The following is a 16,810-nucleotide window of genomic DNA, read 5'->3' as shown; positions in this document are numbered from 1 at the left end:
AAGTGCTACGAGGCGATCATCGCCTCGACCACGCTTCGATAACGCCGGATCACCAGCATCCCGACGGGGATGACGATGTCGGCGGTGTCCGACTCTGGAGACAGCCACGCGACGGGCAGAACGATGAAACCCATGTCGCTACGAGGCAGGCGATGATTGCCATACCGTGAGCAGGGCGGCGTGGTTCGAGGACGATCGCAATCTCGGTCGCACTTCACATGGCCAGGGCGAGCATCCCGAAAAGGATCGCTGCGGTCAGCATGTACCTCTTCTTCGCTTGGCGTAGGACTTCTTTGATCCGGAGAGCACCGACGAATCCGGTGCCCGTGCTCGGTATGGAGAGATCGTGACTAACGGGCGGACACCATCGACAGGGGGGACGGGTTTCCGCGGATCGTGTTCAGCGTGAAGCTCGCTGTCCCCGGCAGGTACCTGTCATCCGAGGATTCGACCGTCTTCCCATTGCTGCTGAATGCTCGGCGGCGGACTCTCAGCAACGGAGTCCCTTCGGTGACTTCCAGGAGTCGGGCATCGTCCGCGTCGGCACCGATGGCGTCGATGGTGCGCGTGGCGTTGTCGATATCCACCCCGGAGCTGATCAGGTGCTGGTAGATGGAGCCGGAGTCGGTGTCGAAGGTGAGGAGATGCAGCCCCACCTCGAGGGGGTAGTTCAAGCGTTCGACCATGGCAGGCATGCCGTTCAGGAGCCGAAGCCGGAACACCGAGACCACCGGGGACTTCGGTTCGATATCCAGGGAGGCGGCCAGCGCTTCGTCTGCAGGTCGGCGTGTGACGCTCTGGGTGACCTGCCCCGGTTCGAATCCCGACTGGCGGCACCACTCCGAGTAGGAGATCACGCCGTCGAAGGACTGGGTCGGTACCGTGTCGAGCACGATGGTCCGCCGCCCTCGACCCGATGAAATCAACCCCTCCGAGCGCAGCGTGGCCATGGCCTGGCGAACAGGCCCACGGGACGAGCGGAATCGTTCGCACAGCTCGGACTCGGAGGGAAGCGGTTCTCCGGGGGCGAACTCCTTGCGGCTGATGGCGTTCCGGAGGAAGGCCGCGATCTCTTGATGTTGCTGAAGCGTGGTCCCCATGGTGGTTCGTACTCCCTCTTCCGGTGACGACTTATATATACAGTAAATGTTTGCTGTGCTGGGGCAACGGTTCATGATCCGGAGGGTGTGGTGAAATGTGGGTGAACAGCCAGCAAATATGTCTATACATGTACTGAATGAGGTGTCGAGTGCTCATACTATCGTCGAATGCGTAATCACTCCGACCTTCTTGTCATCGGCTCCGGCATCATCGGCCTTGCCACCGCATTCCTGGCTCACGAGCAGGGTCGGTCCGTCCGCGTCATCGACAGCGATGACCGCCCCGTCGGTTCCTCGATCCAGAACTTCGGTCACGCCTGCTTCACCGGCCAGGCGGACCTCATACAAGGCGTCGCCGATCGTGCCAGGTCGGGCTGGGTGAACGCGGCCGAGCAGGCCGGCTTCTGGGCATCGGAAGGTGGTACGTATATCCCGGCGACCACGGAGGCCGAGCATCAGGTCCTGCGAGAGTTCGCCGAGCATCGCGGCCCCGATCGGGTCACCTCCCTGAGTGGAGTCGAAGTGGCTGACGCCATCGGAAACCCCGGTCTGGCAGCGCTTTCCGGGGTGCACCTGCCGCGGGATATGAGGGTGAACCCGCGTGAGGCGGCGCCCGTGCTGGCTCGCTGGCTCGCGGCGCAGGGGGTCGACTTCGCTTGGAGTACCCAGGTCACCGCCGTGGCCGACGGTGTCGCGGAGACGAACCGCGGCGATTACACGGCCTCGCAGATCGTGGTGTGCCCCGGTTACCGGCTCAGCCACCTGTTCCCCGACCTCGCCGAGAGTCACGAGGTGCGAACCTGCACGCTCGTCATGTCCCTGATCGACCGGCCGCACGCCGTTCCGGCGGATCTCGCAATGCTGACCGGCACCTCCCTCGCCCGGTACGAAGGCTTCACCGCCATGCCATCCGCACCGGAACTTCGCCGCGAGCTGGCCGAACGGGAGCCGGAACTGGTCGAGTGCATTGCGAACCTGATGGTGACGGGTCTGGCGGATGGGTTGCTCATCGGAGACAGTCACGCCTATGCGGCGAGCCCGGAGCCGTTCATCGACGAACGTGTCGGAAACCTGTTGCTTGCACGCGCCACGGAAATCCTCGGAATCACGGCCCCGGTCGTTCGTCAGCGCTGGCTGGGCCGTTACGCCGACAGTCGCTCGACCAACCTCGTGCTCGAGCGCCCCGATCAGCGCACCACAGTCGCCGTCGTCACGTCCGGGATCGGCATGACCCTGTCTTTCGGAATCGCCGACCTTGCGCTGAACGGTGGCTCCGTACCCGGCTTCTGACCCACGCGTGGCCGGTCGATGAGCGCTCGGTGAACACTTCATGAACCGGCCCAATATGTATATACATGTTGACTCACGATGCGGCACACTGGAACCCGACATCACCGGGCTGTTCCCCCACTGCTGTTCGAATGCGGAACGCACGGCTCCGAGCCCCCCTCAGAAAGAAACCTGTGAAGACCTTCTTCTCCCCGAAATCGACTGCTGTTCGCGCCGTCGTCCTCGCTTCGGCCACTGTTCCTATCCTGGCTGCGTGCGGCAGCGGGACCGGCGATGAGACCATCACGTTCGCGGCAATCCCGGCCGAGTCGTCCTCGTCCCTGGAAAGCGATTACTCGAACATCACATCGCTCATCGAGCAGGAAACCGGTCTCGACGTCGAGTTCCAGAACGCCTCCGACTACGCCGCGGTCATCGAGGGGCAGCGCGCCGGGCAGATCGACATCGCGTCCTACGGTCCGTTCTCCTATGTCATCGCCAAGGACTCGGGCGTGAACATCGACGCCGTCGCCGCGCCTACCGGCGACCCCGCCCAGCAGCCGGCCTACACCTCGCTGGCGTACGTTCGCGCTGATTCCGATATCAAGGGCCTCAACGACCTTCGTGGCCGGACCGTGTGCTTCGTGGATGCGGCCTCGACGTCCGGCTATCTGGTCCCCATGGAGGGCCTGATGAATGAGGGTATCAACCTGGAGACGGACCTCGAAGCAGTCCTTGCCGGTGGCCACGACGCTTCGCTGCTCTCACTCGAATCCGGCTCGTGCGACGCCGCTTTCGCTCACGACACCATGCTCAACACGCTGGTCACGTCCGGTCAGGTCGACGACGGTGCCCTGCGGTCCGTCTGGGAGTCCGAGCCGATCCCCGAAGACCCGATCGCCCTGAACCTCGACACTCTCGATCCCGCTGTGGCCGAGCAGATCTCCACGGTCATCCGCGAGAAGGCCAACAAGCCGGCGCTGGTCGCGGCGGGCATCTGCGCCTCCGAGGGGGAGTGCGTCCTGCCCGAGGAGATCGAGTACGGCTACCTGCCGGTCGATGACACCGATTTCGACGCGATCCGTGAAATCTGCGCTGCCACCGATGCCGCAGCCTGCCACAGCATCAACTGACCTGGCATGACCACTGCCATCAAGGACCTGACCATGAACAACCCCCTTGCGGACACCGACGCCCGGCCCCGCCCGGCCGTGCGACTCGAGCATGTGACCAAGGACTTCGGCGCAGGCGTCCTCGGCCTCGACGACGTCACCACGGAGTTCCGCACCGGTGCCATCACCGTGCTGCTCGGCCTGTCCGGCTCGGGCAAGTCAACCCTGCTCCGGCACCTCAATGGATTGCATCGCCCGACATCCGGCTCCGTCTCGGTCCTCGGCCAGGACGTGGCGTCCTTGCGGGGCAGGTCCTTGCGGACACTTCGACGTGAGATCGCCGTGATATTCCAGCATTTCAACCTAATTGGTCCGATGTCCGTGCTCGAGAACGTGTGCACCGGCCGACTCGGATCGCTCGTCGGTCCCCGGCTGTCGCTGATGATGTATCCCGAGAGCGTGCGACGGGAGGCACTCGAGAAGCTGGACCGCGTGGGTCTCGCCGACCGGGCCTACCAGCGTGCCGACACGCTGTCCGGCGGTCAGCAGCAACGCGTGGCCATCGCGCGAGCGCTCATGCAGCATCCCAAGGTCCTCCTGGCGGACGAACCGGTGGCGTCCCTCGACCCGGTATCCGCCAGGGAAGTCATGGGTCTGCTCCAAGAGATTTCGTCCGAGAACCAGCTGACGGTGATTGCCTCGCTGCACCAGGTGCAGCTCGCCATCGACTTCGCCGACCGCATCGTCGGACTGCGCAGTGGGCGGATCGTCCTGGACCAGACCACCGGGGGTCTGCATGCCGAGGAAGCGTCACAGATCTACACCAGTGTCTCCGGGATGGCCCTGGCCGGCCATGGTGGTCGGCAGTGAACACGACCGCTACCCGGAAATCCCCCGTCGAATTCCCTCCGAGACCCGCCCCGCGAGTCGGGTCCGTTGCGGCCGCGCTGGTCATGATCGTCCTCGTGGTCGCCGGTGTCTTGTCGGTCGATTCGCTCGGAATCAACCTCGCGACCATTGCCAGATCACTGGACAACGGTGTCGCCTTCATCCAGCGGATGTTCCCCCTCGACTTCCCGCCGGTGGCCGAGACGGTGAGTCTGATCTTCGAGACCCTGGCCATCGTGTTCCTGGCCACGTTCCTGGCCGTAGTGTTGTCCGTCCCACTGGCTCTGGCTGCCGCGAAGGCCACCACGAGGGGTCGTCTCTCGCAGGGCACTGCCCGCACGCTGATCGTCCTGGCCCGCGCGGTCCCGGACCTTGTGTTGGCCATCGTGTTCCTGCGTATGTTCGGGCTGGGCGCGACGGCCGGCATCCTCGCCATGGGCATCCACTCCGTGGGCATGGTCGGCAAACTCTATGCAGACGCGATCGAGGAACTCGACGACGGCCCCCGCGAGTCGATCGAATCCGCCGGTGGCAGTCGCGGTCAGCAGATCTTCTCGGCCATCCCCCAAGTGCTCTTGCCTCAGATCGTGGCAACCGCCCTGCACCGCTTCGACATCAACCTGCGCACATCGGTGCTGCTGGGTTATGTCGGGGTAGGCGGGATCGGTCTGGCCATCGCCGACGCACTCCGGACCCTGGATTACCAGCGAGGCATGGCTTTGGCCCTGCTCGTGCTGATTCTCTGCATCGCAGTCGAACTGCTCTCCGGGGCAATCCGAGCCGCCATCATGAAGCGATCCGGTGGAGCGGTGGTAGGAGGTACGTGGTCCGACCGGCTGTTCAACCGCGGTGCAGCCGGTCTGTCGGGCGACCTGCGTCTGACCCCGCCGTGGACTGCGGCACGGGTTCGGAGGTTCATGTCCGGCGGCGCCATCGTGGTGTTGCTGGTGGCGTCGCTCTGGCGCGTCGACATCTCCATGGGTGCCCTGTGGGACGGCCTGCTTGCACTCCCCGACACGCTGGGGCTGTTCCTACCTCCATCGACGGGTGGCGCACTCGGCACGCTCGTGGAGCAGCTGCTGGTCACTGTCCAGATCGCGCTGGCAGCCACCTTCATCGGAGCGGTCCTGGCCATCCCGATCGGTATCCTCGCCGCGAACAACGTGGTGGCGAACAAGGCCGTCCGCTCCTTCTTCCGCATGCTCATCGTGGTGGTTCGCGGCATCCCGGAACTGATCCTCGCCATCATCTTCGTGGTCGTCTCCGGTCTCGGCGCTGTGGCAGGCACCTTGGCCCTGGCGGTGGGCGCGGTCGGGCTGCTCTCCAAACTCGTTGCCGATTCACTCGAAGAGACCGACACCGACGTCCAGGACGCCCTGCGCACCGCCGGGGCCTCCGAGATCCAGGTGTTCTTCGGCGCGACGCTCCGGCAGTCCGCACCGGCCTTCATCGCCCACACCATGTACCTCCTGGACTCCAACATCCGCTCCGCCACCCTGCTGGGCGTCGTCGGCGCCGGCGGCATCGGATTCCTGCTCCTCAACGCTTCCCGCGTCAACCAGTTCGACGTGGTGACCACGATCCTCATCCTCATGGTCGCCGTGGTGCTGGCGGTCGAGGCGCTCTCCATGTGGCTGCGCAAGGTGGTCCGCTGATCGATCTGCCCCACAACACTTCCTACCCGAACTGCACGAAAGAGAAGACATCATGATCGAACTCGCCATCCTCGACATGGCAGGCACCACCATCGATGACCGCGACGAGGTATACCGCGTCCTACGCGAGTCCACCGAGCGCCACGGAGCGACCTACACCGACGAGGAATTCCAGCAGTGGATGGGCACCGAGAAGCGGTGGGCCATCGAGAATCTGCTGAAGCTCGGCGGTGTTGACGCCGACGAGATCCTGGTCGAGCAAGCCTGGGCCTGGTTCCGCGAAGAGTTGCGGCAGACCTACACCGACACCCCGCCGACGCCTCTCGCGGGCGTCGAAGAGGCCCTGCGCGAGCTGAAGGCGAACGGCATCAAGATCGGCCTGACAACCGGATTCTCCCGGGAGATCGCAGACTTGATCCTGGATTCTCTCGGCTGGAAGGAGGGGGAGATCATCGACCACATCGTGGCCGGCGACGAAGTGCCCGTCGGTCGTCCCGAGCCCTTCCTGATCCAGGCGGTCATGGCCCATCTGGACGTGCACGACACGGCCGCCGTCGTCAGTGCAGGAGACACCGCCTCCGACGTGGAATCGGCCCGGCGCGCCGGAGTGACCTCCATCGGTGTGCTCACCGGGCACCTGACCCGCGCGGACTTCGACGCTCTGGATGCCGATCTGGTGCTCGGGTCCGTTGCCGACCTCCCATCGCACACTGTCATGGCGAGGGAAGTCCGGTGACGGCGACAGCGCACGCCGTTCTGTGGCGCGGCGGCACAGACTTCGGCACCATCGAAATGCCCCTTCCCGAGCCGGGACCCGGAGAGACATTGGTGCGTCTCACCGCGGCCACGGTGTGCGGTTCGGACCGGCATACCGTCAACGGACGACGTGAGGCTCCGTGCCCGTCGGTTCTCGGGCACGAGGGCGTCGGCGTGGTGGTCAGCACCGACAGGGGACACCTGGTCGACGGCTCCCCGGTGAGCCCCGGGACCCGGGTGGTCTTCGGCGTGACCCGGTCCTGCGGCCGCTGCGAGATCTGTCGGCGCGGGCTCACCGCCAAGTGCACGAGCGTGCAGAAGATCGGTCACGAGTCGTTCGAGAGCGACTGGCCACTGTCGGGAACCTACGCCACTCACATCCTCCTACGGGAGGGCCAGGCCGTGGTGCCGGTGCCCTCTTCTCTCGACGATGGCGTCGCGGCCACCGCCGGATGTGCTGTGGCCACGGTGATGGCTGTCCTCGAACGCGCCGGTGACCTGTCAGGGCGACGCGTGCTGGTGAACGGGCTGGGCATGCTGGGACTGGTGGCCGTGGCCGCGGCCCGTCGACGCGGTGCCGCCGCAATCCTCGCCGTCGACCCGAATGCGGCCCGGCTCAGGCTGGCCCAGAGCCTCGGGGCCACCCCGGTGTCGCCCGAGGCCGGGGCCTCCGGCACCGTGGACGTGTCCCTCGAACTCTCCGGCTCGCCCGTCGGCATCCGGAATTGCATCGACGCCCTGGGCATCGGCGGCACCGCCGTCCTCGCCGGCAGCGTTGCACCGGTCGGCGCGACCGAAGTGGATCCGGAGTGGATCGTGCGTGGATGGCGCACCATTACCGGGGTCCACAACTACGAGCCGCGGCACCTGCAGGAGGCTGTGGAGTTTCTCGCGTCTGCCGGAGACGACCTGCCTTGGAAGGACATCCTGGACGGCCCGATCACGGCCGATCAGCTCGCCGAGGAGTTCCGCCGGAACGACGTACAACGGCTACGCACCGTGGTGACGATGTAGTCGCTCCCTCCGTCGGGCCGCGACGTACCGGCCGTCGGCGAGGGCCGGAATCGACGTGAATACCGGATCCGACAACGCCTGCTGTGATCCACCCACTGCGAAGAAACTCAGCAGCAGGATGTCGGCGCGGATGAAGGGCGGGTGCCTGTCCTGTCATCCGAAGAGTCCGCCGACGGAAGAGGAAGTCCTCGTGTTCGCACGGGAGGGGAAGCGTTAGAGGACTGTTCATGTGCGCGGCCGGGTCGCGAGGTGCCCGGTTGCTCGCGCGGCCAGCGCGAATCCGATCAGAGCCAGGTCTGTTGCTTGATGACCTCGGAAGTCACGCCGATTCGAGCATTGCTGTTCCAGCGCGCTCTGAGGTATCGGGTAGTACTTGGTCGCTGGGTTTCCTCCCGCGATTGTCAGTTTATCGGCCGACAGCGGATCGACGACGGATCCACACTCGACTGTCCGCGGCCCGACACTGTCGACCGGGATGGAGAAGGTCGACAAGAATGCAACACCGCTCACTCCCAGGGACATAGCTGCGAAGAAACCGCAGGTAGCACCGAACAGGACCGCGTACCGACCACCGTGGTGTCGCTTCCACCACAGGTGGATGAGCGCCGCTGACGCTGCGAGGTAGATCAACTCTTTCCACCAGCCGAGAAGCCCGAGCCAGTACGCGAATACGGCCGTGATGATCCAGAAGGCCGCGGTGAGCCACTTCGTGCGTGAACGTGTGTCCGGCGGATCCTCCAGCGTCATCGTGCGATTGTCGCTCCGAATTTGCGGTCGGGTACCAGAACGGCAGCGCCGCGGACACGATCGTCGGCGAGATCCGTCAATGCTCGGTCCGCATCCGACAGACGGTAGCGCATCGTGCTGACCTGGATCCGATGCTCTCCGGCGAAGCGCATGAAGGTGCGCGCGTCGTCGCGTGTATTGGCTGTCACCGAGCGGATCTCCCGCTCGTAGAACAGATGCCGCTGGTAATTCAGCGGAGGGACGTCGGTCATGTGGATGCCGGCGAGTGAGAGGATGCCACCGCGGTCGAGTGCCTCGAGTGCGGTCGGAATCAGATCTCCGACCGGAGCGAACACAATGGCGGCGTCGAGTGGGACGGGCGGCTTGTCGGCCGAGCCCTGCACGGACTCTGCGCCGAGTTCCTCGGCGAGCGCGCGGGCGTCGGCGCTCCTGGTCATGACATGAACCGACACGCCCCGATACATCGCCACCTGCGCCGCAATATGGGCGCTACCACCGAAGCCGTAGATGCCCAGGCGTCCGCCTTCTGGAACGGCCGCGCGCTCCAATGCGCGGAACCCGATGATGCCGGCACACAACAAAGGTGCAAGTTCGACGTCGTCGTAGCCCTCCGGGAGAGGAAGTGCGAACTCTGCAGGCACGGTGACGAATTCGGCGTACCCGCCGTCGTCGTCCCACCCGGTGTATCGCGAATGAGGGCAAAGGTTCTCGCGTCCGCGCAGGCAATACCGACAGTGGCCGCAGGTGTACCGGAGCCATGCGACACCGACGCGGTCGCCAGGTGAGAACCCGCTGACCGCAGCGCCCGTCCGGTGCACGGTGCCTACGACTTCGTGTCCGGGCACCACATTGTGCCGATGGACGGGCAAGTCGCCTTCCGATACGTGCAGGTCGGTCCTGCACACCCCGCAGGCCTGAACTTTGATCAGTAACTCGTCCGGACTCACCGTGGGGATCGGGCCGGTTTCGAAGACCAGCGGTTGCTCGTGGATCGGTCGCGGGTCTGCTACCCGCCACGCCATCATCGTCTCGTTCGAGTTCACGGCGACTCCCGGTTTCTGCTGCCTGCTCAACTGTAGGCCAGGTGTCGCCGTTCGAGACTTCAGTTCGGTGGGATCTTGCCCGCAGGGCGAACTCCAACCCACCAAAGATCATGCGGAGTCGAGCTCGAGGACCACCTCGACGTTACCGCGGTCGTCGCGGTGTGCGACGGCATGGCCTGTTCGCTCTTCGTCGAACTGAATGCTCATGGGCGCTCCGTCGCCGAGGAAGTTGCGCCACCACGACTTCTGGTCGGGCATCGCGACACCGATTTTCACGGTGTCGCCCGAGATACGGTAGCCGACCGGAAGTGTGATCACCCGGCCGGATTTGCGACCGACATACGTGATGGGTGCGACGTAGTTACGGATGCGGCTGCCGATGACCGGGAGGTCGGCGGCGGCCATGATGACTGCGTTGAAAGGTCCCGCGAAGCGCAGGATTGAACTGCTGAGTGACATGTGTTCCTCCCGAAACCACGGTACGGACTTCTCCCGCGTCATGATGCCTCGAAGCGCGCTTCCACGTCGGCACTGAGAGTGATGCGGTCGGGTTCGAGGACGAAACCGCTGCCGCTCTCCTCGGACGCCGATGCCATGTCGGAACGCATCGCGTGCATCATGGGCGCACCCGCTGCGCGCGGACTCGGACCCGGTTGAAGTCCAAGCATTCCCGGATCGGCGATGGCGACCGCTCGGAAGTCGCTGTAACCCAGGCTCTTCGTGTAGCCCTTGGCCTTGGCGAGGGCATTGCCGACCGCAAGGTCGCGTACCTCCGCGATCCGCTTCTCCCGAGTCTTGCGGGTGATCCACCAGCGCAGGTCGGTGATTGCGACGGCCTCGATCTCCGAGACGGTGTCGACGAACCCGCTGACCGCGTCGAATTCGTGGAACGTAACCGTGAGCGACGCAGACGACGTGTACCGCCACGGCCGGGTCTTGCCCTCGTTGCTGTACGGGCGGTGGCGACTGTGCCGAACCTGGTCGAAGGTCCATCGTCTGACGGGGGTGTCGTCGCGTTCGCGTAGTTCGGTGACGAGGCCGGTCAGCGTGGTGATCGCGGAAGTGACGGGATCGGCGGCGTGCTCGCGCGTCGTGCCGTCGGCGTGCACGCGGAGCACGACCGTGCACCGGTTGGGTGCGAACTCGCGTTCGGCGTGGCCGGTGACAGTGATGGTGACGGGGCGATCGCTCATGGAGGCGAGTGTGCCAGCTCGATAGGGCCTGTTGGGAGAACCCAGGGCTCCCCTCCTTACTCGAGCGATTCGATGGGTCGGTCGGTGACCAGCGCGGTGAGGATCATCGGGGCATCGCCGTCGCACTGATTGAGAGAGACCGCGACCCATCGGGAATGTGACGCAGTGACCGGTCCCCAGACGTTGAGGTCGCCGAGGCAGTCCATGGCGACCAGGGTGCGGAAGGGCTCTGCGGTGGGCGGATTCCACAGAGCCGGACCCATCGTCACCGTGCGGTGCGGCCCCCATCTGCGGTCCAACTCCGCAACCAACGCTGAGAGATGACCTTCCGCCATGTCCTCGACGTCGTTCCATTCGGGTTGGTACACGCCGACGAGGTCGTCGCTTTCCCGGAGGGGAAACAACATGAAGCCGTCACCTCGCGTGGACGTCCATTCGCCGGTGGCCGGCTCGCCCGCATCGGTGGTCGGCCCGGATGCGGGGAGGGGAACGAGCAGGGCTGTCTCTACATCCGACGCGGACCGATCCGGATCGAAGGTCTCACCTGCGCGGGCCGTCACCGGGCACACCTGTTCAGTCGACGTTCGCTCATGGGGCGAGTGTGCCAGCAGGATATGACAACTGTGATCACGCGTCGTCGACCGTGAAATCAGTTCGGAGAGGTTCTATTCCTTCTTGCCTACCGTCTGCGGCGCTTCTCGGCGGTCACGAGCTGCGTGGCGGGGCAGGAAGGATGCGGGGATGAGGATCAGGGCCGTGAGCGCGAAGGCGATCCAGAACGCATATCCGAACGAATCGGACAGGGCCGGGCCGACCACCGCCATGGCTTCGGGTGGGAGCGAACTGATCTGGTCGGCCCCGTTGCCCGTCGTCTCGACGCCTTGGGAGCTCAGCTGGTCGGTGAGCCGCTGCGTCAGCGCCGTCACGAGCAAGGCGCTTCCCAGCGACGCCCCGACCTGCTGAATCGCCGACAGCGTCGGTGCTGCCCGCGATATCACGTCCTTGTCCAGCTCGGTGTAGGCGGCGGAGATCGTCGGCATCATCACTGCTCCGAGACCCATGCCGCGAACGAACAGGGCTGCGCTGAGCCAGAGGTAGGAAGAGTCGACTCCCACTTGGGTGAACGGCACGGTGCCGAGAAGCGCGAGCACGACGCCGACGGGGACGACGTAGCCCGCGCCGATGCGGTCGGTGAGCCTGCCTCCGATGACGATTGCGACGATGGCGCCGAGGCCCTGGGGTGCGAGCAGCAGACCGGCGTTGAGTGCGCCTTCACCGCGGACGGTCTGGTAGTACAGCGGAAGCAGCAGCATGCCGCCGAACATTCCGATGGCGACGAGGAAGACCGCGACGGTTCCGCTGGCGAACAGCCGGTTGGTGAGCAGACGAACGTCGATGATCGACCCGGTGCCTTTGTTCAGACTGTGCCAGGTGTAGAGAGCCAAGCCGGCAGCGCCCCCGATGAGCCATCCGAGCACGTTCCACTCACTGAATCCGCCGTGGGAACTTGCACGGGAGAGCCCGTAGAGCAGACACACCAGGCTTCCGGAGAGCAGGACGAGACCGCGCAGGTCGAGACGCCCGAATTCGGGCAGGGCACCGCCGCTCGGTAGCTTCCACACCGCGAGTGTGAGCGCGAGGGCGCCGACGGGGACGTTGACGAGGAAGATCCAGTGCCAACTCGCGTATTCGACGAGCAGGCCGCCGATCACTGGCCCGAACACCGGACCCAACAGCATAGGAACGCCGAGGATGCTCATCGCGCGTCCGAGGCGTTCCGGGCCCGCGGCCCTCGTGATGATGGCCTGACCGGCGGGAAGCAGCATGCCGCCGCCCAACCCCTGGATCACGCGGAAGGCGATCAGGCTGTCGATCGACCACGCGGCCGCGCACAGGGCGGAACCGGCCATGAACAGACCCACTGCTGTAATCCAGGTCGGTTTCGGCCCGAACCGATCCATGGCCCAGCCGGAGAGTGGGATGACCAGGGCCACGGCGAGCAGGTAGCCGGTGACGACCCATTGGGTGGTGGACAACGGCGCGTCGAGCTCCCTGCTCAACGAGTCGAGGGCCACGTTCACGATGGTGGTGTCGAGAACCACCATGATCATGCCGGACACGACGACGAGCCCGGTGACGATGACGTCGCGGTCGAGCTTGTCCGAGCGACGATCGGTGGAAGGTTCCATGTTCGGCTCCCGGTCGGTAGGGGAGTTCATCCGCCACTACGATGCTGGGCGCGGTTCGGGGTGCGGTCAATACCGAAACACCGAGTGCTGCTGAGGGGAGCGAAACGGTTCTTCGTTATCGACTTCGGGAAGGTTCCGGGTCGGTGCACTTAGCGGTCGCTATACTCGTCCGAAGTTCTGGCCGTGATGGTGTGATCGCAGGAGTGTGCATGAAGGTCGTACTACCGTTGGCTTCCCGGACCGGCGCGCTCGCCGACGTTGCAGACATGGCACGCCAGGCCGAGGAGAGCGGCTTCGACGGGGTGTCGTTCAGCGAGGTCGTCTCGGATCCGATCCTGCATCTGACGATCGCTGCCGGCGCGACCGAGCGTGTGGACCTGCTGACGAACATCGTCGTGGCATTCGCGCGGTCTCCGATGACGCTTGCGGTGCAGGGGCGGGCTCTGCAGGACTACAGCGGCGGTCGACTGACCCTCGGTCTCGGCAGTCAGATCAAACCGCACATCGAGAAGCGCTTCTCGATGCCGTGGAGCGCGCCGGCGGCACGGATGGCCGAGTTCGTCTCCGCGATGCGAGCGATCTGGGATTCATGGGCCACCGGCGCGAAGCTGGACTTCCGCGGCGACTTCTACACGCACACCCTCATGACCCCCATGTTCACGCCGCTGAGCGAGCAGCCTGCACCCGAAGTTCTCCTCGCTGCGGTCGGCGAGAAGATGACGGAGACGGCCGGTCGTGTCGCTGACGGAATCCTGTTGCATCCCTTCACTACCGAGCAATACGTGCGGGAGGTGACGTTGCCGGCGCTGGCCCGGGGTCGCACTGCGTCCGGTGCGCCGGAAGGTGACCCCGAGATCATTGCATCCGGATTCATCGTCACCGGAAACACGGACGAGGAACTCGCGACGTCCAAGGCGGCGGTGCGGCGGCAGATCGCGTTCTACGGCTCGACGCCCGCCTACCGCCCCGTTCTCGACCTGCACGGACTCGGCGATCTGGGCGACGAACTCAACCGGCTCTCCAAGACCGCAGACGACGGCAAGTGGGCTACCATGGCCGACCTGATCGACGACGGCATCCTTGCGTTGTTCGCGGCGGAGGGCGCTCCGGCCGAGGCAGCGAATATGCTGTTCGGCCGCTTGGGTGATATCGCAACCCGCTACACGATCAACAATGTCGGTGTGCAGACTCCGGAGTTGCAGCGCGAGGTGGCGGGTCTTCTGCAGGCCGTCGACTCGTAGATCATGCAGATGTGGTTGGTTCGACTGCACATAACGACGTCGAACCAACCAGATCTGCATTGCGTGACCCGGACGATGCATCGCGCCCGGAGCCGTATTCACGTATCCGAATCAGCTGGGGGAGAAGGGATCACTGCAGTGGTCAGCGTAATGCGCACGGAGCCGTTGTCGCGATCCGTCCGATAAGGCTCGAGGAGTTCGGCGAGTTTCGTCTGGATTTCCATGAGATCTTCGGTGGTGACGTAGAGCGGTGTCGTGCCGAATCCCAGGTAGTTCCTGAGGTGTTGATCTCCCGCGTCGATGAACTTGTCGAATCCTTCGCCGACGGTGCCGAGAAATGACAGAAAAGCGTTGCGGAGTTCCGCATCGCTCATCGCGTCGAGGTCGTCCTGCCCGACGTGGGCCATGCGCTCACCGAGTGCGAGGGTTCGTTCGATGGTGCCGCGCACTCGTCGTTCGTCCACGACGGTGACGATCTGCGCCGCGATCAGGGCGGCTACATGCCGGTACAGCGTGGCCTGGGTGATGTCCGGCAGTTCCTCGCGGAGCGCTGCGGTGGTCAGCTGTCGACCGCCGAGCTGTTGGACGATCCGTAGTCGGACCGGATGCAGCACGATGTCGGCAATCGACGGTTCGCTGTCCATGGGCCCCTTCCTCCATTGTTCTCACTCTGATAATGTTCTCACTATCGAATTGATACTACCGCTGACGGAAGGGCTGACGCCGTGGCCGAGTTGAAGCGCAGTGAAACTGATCTGAACGTGACCTTCACCTGGTGGGAAGCTCTGCTGGTCCGTCGTACCGAGTTGGTGATTCCTCGGTCTTCGATCGCCCGCGTCGATGTGCTACCGGGATGGACATCCGAGATACTCGGCTTTCGAAATGGCCTCGTCATCTCGAAGTTCCTCAAGGTCGGCACATTCACGCATCCTCGTGGCATCACACGTCTCGTCGTCATGAGACGAGGAGAACCGTTGCTGCGCATCGTGCTTCGAGGGCAGACGGCTGGCGATGAATTCGACGAGCTGCTCATCAGCGCCTCGAACGCGAACGACATCGGCGGGGTGCTCCAGCAGGTACAGCAGTCATGACCGGCGTCGCCATCCACGTCGAGAACCTCACCAAACGGTTCGGCGCGCTCGATGCTGTTGTCGGCGCGACTTTCACTGCCGGTCCCGGCCGCGTGACAGGATTCCTCGGCCCCAACGGCGCCGGCAAATCCACAACCCTACGTATGCTCCTCGGTCTGATCAGACCCGATGCGGGCACTGCCCTGTTCGACGGGGTTCCGTACAGGGGTCTGGCGTTTCCTGCCGGCACGGTCGGTGCTGTTCTCGACATCGCAGCGGCGCACCCCGCGACCACGGCCCGCGCGCACCTGCGCACCTGCTGTGCGCTCGGCGGTCACCCGCCGGAACGAGTCGGCAAGGTGATCGAACTGGTAGAACTCGACCGGTTCGCCGACCGTCGCGTCGGCGGCTACTCGACGGGGATGCGACAGCGCCTCGCCCTGGCCACCGCGCTTCTCGGCAACCCCGAGACGTTGGTCCTCGACGAACCGTCGAATGGGCTCGATCCCTCGGGAATCGTGTGGCTGCGCAGCTTTCTTCGCGAGTTCGCGGCGAGTGGCGGAACGGTGTTGATCTCCAGTCACGCGCTCTCCGAACTGCAGAACACGATCGACGACGTGGTGCTCCTGGACCGCGGACGCATCGCTTGGACGGGCGAACTCTCCGAACTCGTCGCCACCGGGAACACCCTCGAAGAGGCCTTCCTCAGTCTCACGACCCGTGTAGGTGTGAAATGAAGAACGCAGTCCGTGGTGAATTCATCCGACTGTTCTCCACGCGCCTGCCCGTGTGGGCGATCGTCGCGGCAGTGCTGTCCGGTGCCGGACTCACCGGCGTTCTCGGCCTGGTCGGACCGGAGAACGCGTCGCCGCCGATGCCCGGCCTCGATACGCCGCAGGGCGTGGCGATCGCCGTGGGACTCACCGGTCTGTTGCTGTTCGTGCCCGCGCTGTTCGGGACGATTGCAGTCACGGGCGAGTACCGCCACAAGACGATCGGCACGACGTTCCTCGCGGTACCGCGGCGAGGTGCAGTGCTCGGGGCAAAACTGTTCGTCTACAGCGTCTTCGGTCTCGTCTACGGACTGTTGATGGCGTTGTCGTCGGCGCTTGCTCTGTGGTCTGTCACGGCTGTGAGGGGAATCGAGCTCGGTGCGTCGGCGGGCGACCTTGCGACGATTCTCTCCCGCGTGGCCCTGGCTGCGGCGATCTACACGTTGCTGGGTGTCGGGATCGGCGCGCTCGTGCGCAGTCAACTCGTCGCTGTCGGGATTGTGCTCGGATACTTCTACTTCCTCGAACCCGTGCTCATGATCCTGCCCGGCTTGAACACGCTCTACCCGTTCATGCCGGGAGGGGCGACGGCGGCGTTGACGGACTTCACGTTCCTCAGCGACACCGTGTCGGGGGAGATGTCGTTGGGGGCCACGACTTTGCTGACCCCGATGCTCGGCGCGCTTGTTCTGGTGACGTACGCGGCCGTGGCCTCGGCGGCGGCGATCGTGGCTCCGCTGCGGCGTGATCTGGTGTGAAA

At 64.9% G+C, this 16,810-nt stretch carries 19 protein-coding genes; 10 read left to right on the top strand and 9 right to left on the bottom strand.

The window, feature by feature from the left end; translation table 11 throughout:
- Positions 1-5 precede the first annotated feature (5 nt).
- Positions 6-134 carry a hypothetical protein gene (locus ACZ46K_RS23375; RefSeq protein ID WP_464745013.1) on the bottom strand — a complete coding sequence of 43 codons (129 nt, stop codon included), beginning with the start codon at positions 132-134 and terminating at the stop codon, positions 6-8.
- A 216-nt stretch (positions 135-350) separates the two neighbouring features.
- Positions 351-1,100 (bottom strand): GntR family transcriptional regulator, encoded by a 750-nt coding sequence (locus tag ACZ46K_RS23370; protein WP_054805141.1) that lies wholly within the window; start codon positions 1,098-1,100, stop codon positions 351-353.
- A gap of 168 nt (positions 1,101-1,268) precedes the next feature.
- On the opposite strand from ACZ46K_RS23370, the gene ACZ46K_RS23365 reads away from it, so the two are divergent.
- The 6 genes from ACZ46K_RS23365 to ACZ46K_RS23340 all read left to right on the top strand — a co-directional run bounded on the left by ACZ46K_RS23365 (position 1,269) and on the right by ACZ46K_RS23340 (position 7,794).
- A complete protein-coding gene (locus ACZ46K_RS23365) occupies positions 1,269-2,390 on the top strand; it encodes a TIGR03364 family FAD-dependent oxidoreductase (RefSeq protein ID WP_054714791.1) in 1,122 nt (373 codons plus the stop codon).
- Between the two features lie 173 nt (positions 2,391-2,563).
- Positions 2,564-3,502 carry a phosphate/phosphite/phosphonate ABC transporter substrate-binding protein gene (locus ACZ46K_RS23360; RefSeq protein WP_464745011.1) on the top strand — a complete coding sequence of 313 codons (939 nt, stop codon included), beginning with the start codon at positions 2,564-2,566 and terminating at the stop codon, positions 3,500-3,502.
- 33 nt (positions 3,503-3,535) lie between these two features.
- A complete protein-coding gene (gene phnC / locus ACZ46K_RS23355; protein WP_132471369.1) occupies positions 3,536-4,351 on the top strand; it encodes a phosphonate ABC transporter ATP-binding protein in 816 nt (271 codons plus the stop codon).
- Positions 4,348-6,024 (top strand): phosphonate ABC transporter, permease protein PhnE, encoded by a 1,677-nt coding sequence (phnE, locus tag ACZ46K_RS23350; protein WP_054714785.1) that lies wholly within the window; start codon positions 4,348-4,350, stop codon positions 6,022-6,024. The genes phnC and phnE overlap by 4 nt, the downstream gene beginning before the upstream one ends.
- Positions 6,025-6,076: 52 nt before the next feature.
- Positions 6,077-6,760, top strand: coding sequence for a phosphonatase-like hydrolase (locus tag ACZ46K_RS23345; RefSeq protein ID WP_054805140.1), 684 nt, complete (start codon positions 6,077-6,079; stop codon positions 6,758-6,760).
- 56 nt (positions 6,761-6,816) lie between these two features.
- The gene (locus ACZ46K_RS23340; RefSeq protein ID WP_132471367.1) at positions 6,817-7,794 is read left to right on the top strand and encodes a zinc-binding dehydrogenase; all 978 of its coding nucleotides are present in this window, start codon (positions 6,817-6,819) and stop codon (positions 7,792-7,794) included.
- A gap of 225 nt (positions 7,795-8,019) precedes the next feature.
- Here ACZ46K_RS23340 and ACZ46K_RS23335 read toward each other — a convergent pair whose 3' ends face one another.
- From ACZ46K_RS23335 to ACZ46K_RS23310, 6 genes are all read right to left on the bottom strand, one after another.
- Positions 8,020-8,541: a hypothetical protein gene (locus ACZ46K_RS23335; RefSeq protein WP_054805751.1), complete on the bottom strand. Its 522-nt coding sequence runs from the start codon at positions 8,539-8,541 to the stop codon at positions 8,020-8,022.
- A complete protein-coding gene (locus ACZ46K_RS23330; protein WP_464749450.1) occupies positions 8,538-9,566 on the bottom strand; it encodes a zinc-binding alcohol dehydrogenase family protein in 1,029 nt (342 codons plus the stop codon). The genes ACZ46K_RS23335 and ACZ46K_RS23330 overlap by 4 nt, the downstream gene beginning before the upstream one ends.
- 126 nt (positions 9,567-9,692) lie before the next feature.
- Complete coding sequence (locus ACZ46K_RS23325) at positions 9,693-10,043, bottom strand: hypothetical protein (RefSeq protein WP_054713146.1); 351 nt, start codon at positions 10,041-10,043, stop codon at positions 9,693-9,695.
- A gap of 38 nt (positions 10,044-10,081) precedes the next feature.
- Positions 10,082-10,777: an SIMPL domain-containing protein gene (locus tag ACZ46K_RS23320; protein WP_054713134.1), complete on the bottom strand. Its 696-nt coding sequence runs from the start codon at positions 10,775-10,777 to the stop codon at positions 10,082-10,084.
- A 56-nt stretch (positions 10,778-10,833) separates the two neighbouring features.
- Positions 10,834-11,337 (bottom strand): hypothetical protein, encoded by a 504-nt coding sequence (locus tag ACZ46K_RS23315; protein WP_054805752.1) that lies wholly within the window; start codon positions 11,335-11,337, stop codon positions 10,834-10,836.
- A gap of 105 nt (positions 11,338-11,442) precedes the next feature.
- Entirely contained in the window at positions 11,443-12,966 is a 1,524-nt protein-coding gene (locus tag ACZ46K_RS23310; RefSeq protein WP_132471207.1) for an MDR family MFS transporter, read from the bottom strand.
- 209 nt (positions 12,967-13,175) lie between these two features.
- Between ACZ46K_RS23310 and ACZ46K_RS23305 the strand changes: the two genes are divergently transcribed.
- Positions 13,176-14,207 (top strand): TIGR03617 family F420-dependent LLM class oxidoreductase, encoded by a 1,032-nt coding sequence (locus ACZ46K_RS23305; protein WP_054713147.1) that lies wholly within the window; start codon positions 13,176-13,178, stop codon positions 14,205-14,207.
- Positions 14,208-14,305: 98 nt separating this feature from the next.
- On the opposite strand, the gene ACZ46K_RS23300 is transcribed toward ACZ46K_RS23305, so the two are convergent.
- Positions 14,306-14,851 carry a helix-turn-helix domain-containing protein gene (locus ACZ46K_RS23300; protein ID WP_054713136.1) on the bottom strand — a complete coding sequence of 182 codons (546 nt, stop codon included), beginning with the start codon at positions 14,849-14,851 and terminating at the stop codon, positions 14,306-14,308.
- 81 nt (positions 14,852-14,932) lie between these two features.
- Between ACZ46K_RS23300 and ACZ46K_RS23295 the strand changes: the two genes are divergently transcribed.
- The 3 genes from ACZ46K_RS23295 to ACZ46K_RS23285 are packed head-to-tail and all read left to right on the top strand — an operon-like array spanning position 14,933 to position 16,808.
- A complete protein-coding gene (locus ACZ46K_RS23295; RefSeq protein ID WP_054713137.1) occupies positions 14,933-15,298 on the top strand; it encodes a hypothetical protein in 366 nt (121 codons plus the stop codon).
- On the top strand, positions 15,295-16,014 hold the full coding sequence (locus ACZ46K_RS23290; protein WP_054713138.1) for an ABC transporter ATP-binding protein: 720 nt from the start codon (positions 15,295-15,297) through the stop codon (positions 16,012-16,014). The genes ACZ46K_RS23295 and ACZ46K_RS23290 overlap by 4 nt, the downstream gene beginning before the upstream one ends.
- Positions 16,011-16,808: a fused MFS transporter/spermidine synthase family protein gene (locus tag ACZ46K_RS23285; RefSeq protein ID WP_054713139.1), complete on the top strand. Its 798-nt coding sequence runs from the start codon at positions 16,011-16,013 to the stop codon at positions 16,806-16,808. Before ACZ46K_RS23290 ends, ACZ46K_RS23285 begins: the two co-directional genes overlap by 4 nt.
- Positions 16,809-16,810 lie beyond the last annotated feature (2 nt).

It is taken from the genome of Rhodococcus sp. JCM 9793, from assembly GCF_055380405.1.
This window is presented reverse-complemented; position numbering and strand designations above follow the sequence as displayed.